3 protein-coding genes and 1 pseudogene are annotated in these 2685 nt (G+C 72.3%); 3 read left to right on the top strand and 1 reads right to left on the bottom strand.

Annotated features, from left to right (window positions below; translation table 11 throughout):
- Nucleotides 1-258: 258 nt before the first annotated feature.
- The 3 genes and pseudogenes from erm to cutA all read left to right on the top strand — a co-directional run.
- Nucleotides 259-1017 (top strand): annotated as a pseudogene (gene erm, locus ACFWEJ_RS28315) (23S ribosomal RNA methyltransferase Erm); the annotation flags it as partial.
- Nucleotides 1018-1083: 66 nt separating this feature from the next.
- Nucleotides 1084-1695: a hypothetical protein gene (locus ACFWEJ_RS28310; RefSeq protein WP_377232491.1), complete on the top strand. Its 612-nt coding sequence runs from the start codon at nucleotides 1084-1086 to the stop codon at nucleotides 1693-1695.
- Nucleotides 1696-1874: 179 nt separating this feature from the next.
- Complete coding sequence (gene cutA, locus ACFWEJ_RS28305; RefSeq protein WP_377232490.1) at nucleotides 1875-2219, top strand: divalent-cation tolerance protein CutA; 345 nt, start codon at nucleotides 1875-1877, stop codon at nucleotides 2217-2219.
- A gap of 6 nt (nucleotides 2220-2225) precedes the next feature.
- Here cutA and ACFWEJ_RS28300 read toward each other — a convergent pair whose 3' ends face one another.
- Nucleotides 2226-2555: a nuclear transport factor 2 family protein gene (locus tag ACFWEJ_RS28300; RefSeq protein ID WP_377232489.1), complete on the bottom strand. Its 330-nt coding sequence runs from the start codon at nucleotides 2553-2555 to the stop codon at nucleotides 2226-2228.
- Nucleotides 2556-2685 lie beyond the last annotated feature (130 nt).

The following is a 2685-nucleotide window of genomic DNA, read 5'->3' as shown; positions in this document are numbered from 1 at the left end:
GCCCGGATTCCTGTCAGCCGACGAATCCTGGAGCACCCGATGTCGCGCAACCGATCCTCCCGTTCCTCTGCCCGCACGCCCTTCCGCACGTCTCCCCGCACGGACGCGGACGCCCGACCTCGGGGCGGAGCCCGCGGGCCGGGCGATCTCGACCGCGGACCCACCCGCCGGCCCGACCACCTCGACGGAAACCCTGCCCGCCGGCCGGACCACCTCGAACAAGGCCTCACCGGGCGGCCGGTCGACCGGCACCTTGGCGGCGCCCACGAGCTCGGCCAGAACCTCCTGGTCGACACGCAGGTGATCGACCGGGTGGTCGCCCTGGTCCCCGACGCCGACCGGCCCCTCGTCGAGTGGGCGGCCGGGCGCGGCGCGCTGACCCTGCCGCTGGCCCGGCTCGGCCGGCCGGTCGAGGCCGTGGACATCGACCCGCGCTCGGTCGCCAGGCTCGGCCGGATCGCTCCGGGCAACGTCACGGTGACGCGGGACGACATCCTGCGCCACGCACCGCCGTCGGGCGCCTACGACCTCGTGAGCAACGTGCCCTTCCACCTGACCACCCCCGTGCTGCGCCGGCTGTTCACCCTGGACGGGTGGGAGCGCGCACTGCTGATCACGCAGTGGGAGGTCGCGCGCAAGCGCGCCGCCGTCGGCGGCACCACGCTCCTGACGGCGCAGTGGTGGCCGTGGTTCACCTTCCGCCTGGACCGCCGGATCCCCGCCGCAGCCTTCCGGCCCCGGCCGAGCGTCGACGCCGGGCTGCTCGTGATCGACCGGCGTCCGCGGCCGCTGGTGCCCGTGGCCGAACTCGGCCGCTACCAGCGCTTCGCGGCCGCCGTGTTCAACGGCCCGGGCCGGGGCGTCCGCGAGGTGCTGACGCGGTACGGGATCGCGCGGAACGACGTCGGGCGGTGGGCCCGGGAGAACGGCGTCGGGCCGAACGCGCTGCCCCGCGACCTGGACGCGAGCGCCTGGGTGGGCGCGTACGCGATGAGCGTCCGGCGGCGGTCGCGATGAGACCCATCACGTGATGCCCAGCGGTTCGCCATGAGTCCGGCATGACGATGCTGTCGAATAGGGCACATGTCGTCGTACGCAGCCGCGCCGCCGAGCGCACCTCGCCGTCCCCGTCGTTGGATCGTCGCCGTCGTCTCCGTGATCGGAGTGCTGGTCGTCCTCGGCGTGGTCGGCGAGGTGGTGCTGCGCGGCATGATCGACGACCGGATCGCGGCCGCCGAGGCGGACCTGCCCGACGGCGTCACGGTGGAGCGCGACGACACGCTCGCGCTGGTGCAGCTCGCGACCGGGCGGGCGACGCTGCGCGCGGAGGTCTCGCCGGCGGCGCTCACCGACCTGGCCCGCTCGGCCACCGACCTGCCGAACCTCCAGGTCACGCCGCAGTCGGGCAACCTCGTGGCGCAGGTGCCGTTCTCGATCGCCGGCAGCGAGCAGAACGTTGACGTGCTCCTCTCCGTGGCGGCCGAGAACGGCCGCGCGGTGCTGCGCGCGCAGTCCGTCGAGCTCGCCGGGATCTCGCTCCCCCTCGCCACGGTGGCCGACCAGCTCGGCAACGACCAGCTCGATCAGCTCGTCGAGGGTGTGGCCTTCCCCGAGGACGAGACCGACGTGACGATCTCGTCGGCGGTGGCGACCGATGCGGGCCTGGAGCTGGGCGCGGAGGTCGCGATCTGGTGATGAGCGACGGGACTTGAACCCGTAGCCCAGCCCCGCCCCGGCGGGGCGCCGCTGCTGAGCTCCGTTCAGCAGGCACCTGCGAGCCATATCCCACCCGCAGACGGTCGCCGACGTCCTGTTGACCCCACCGCAATACTGACGGCGGCGGCTGGGCATGGCCACGCCGATAGCCTGCCCGTATGGGTCCTGATGACGTCGCCGCGTTCGAGTTCTGCCAGGTCATGACCACCGTCTCGACCCGGGCGGACGCCGAGGCCCTGGCACGTTCCGCCGTCGAGGACCGGCTGGCGCCGTGCGCGCAGGTCGAGGGGCCGATCACGAGCACGTTCTGGTGGGACGGCGCGGTCCAGGTCGAGGAGGAGTGGCGGGTCGTCTTCAAGACGCCGTCCGACCGGTACGCGGCCCTGGCCCAGCACATCCTCGACCACCATGCCTACGACGTGCCGGAGATCATCAGCCTGCCGATCCTGGCCGGCACCCCGGACTACCTCGACTGGATGCGCACCGAGACCCGCCCGCGCTGACCGGCGTCAGCTCAGCACCAGGCTCGCGACCTTGCCGTTGCGCAGGTCGAACTTGAACGGCCCCGTCCCGTTGAACCGGTTGCTCGTCACCCTGATGGTGACGAGGTAGGCGTCCGGACCGTCCCCGGGTGCCACGGAGACGAGCTCGAACTGGCTCTTCATCCCGATGTTGTCGGTCTCGTTCCAGCTCCGCACGCCGTCCTGGCCGTGGAACTCACGCCCCCAGTCGTTGAGGTAGGCGTCGTCGGTGAACGTCGCGACGAAGCGTTCGGTGTCGCCGGCGTTGGTCGCGTCGATGAACTCCTGGATCGCGGCGGGCAGGTCGGGAGCAGCCATGGAGTGCCTCCTGGGCGGTCGGTTGCCCCGACCATAAGCAGGACGCGCCGCGCCGCGCAGACCCGCGGGGAAAGACACACACAGCCGAGGGGGTAACGCTGAGGTAGCACTGCTAGCTCAGCGTTACCCC

The organism is Promicromonospora sp. NPDC060204, from assembly GCF_042728455.1.
Lineage (GTDB): Bacteria > Actinomycetota > Actinomycetes > Actinomycetales > Cellulomonadaceae > Promicromonospora.
This window is presented reverse-complemented; position numbering and strand designations above follow the sequence as displayed.

Bases quoted from the DNA above. Each gene is read 5' to 3' on its own strand.
- ACFWEJ_RS28310 (WP_377232491.1), top strand. From the start codon at position 1,084: ATGTCGTCGTACGCAGCCGCGCCGCCGAGCGCACCTCGCCGTCCCCGT.
- ACFWEJ_RS28300 (WP_377232489.1), bottom strand. From the start codon at position 2,555: ATGGCTGCTCCCGACCTGCCCGCCGCGATCCAGGAGTTCATCGACGCG.
- cutA (WP_377232490.1), top strand. From the start codon at position 1,875: ATGGGTCCTGATGACGTCGCCGCGTTCGAGTTCTGCCAGGTCATGACC.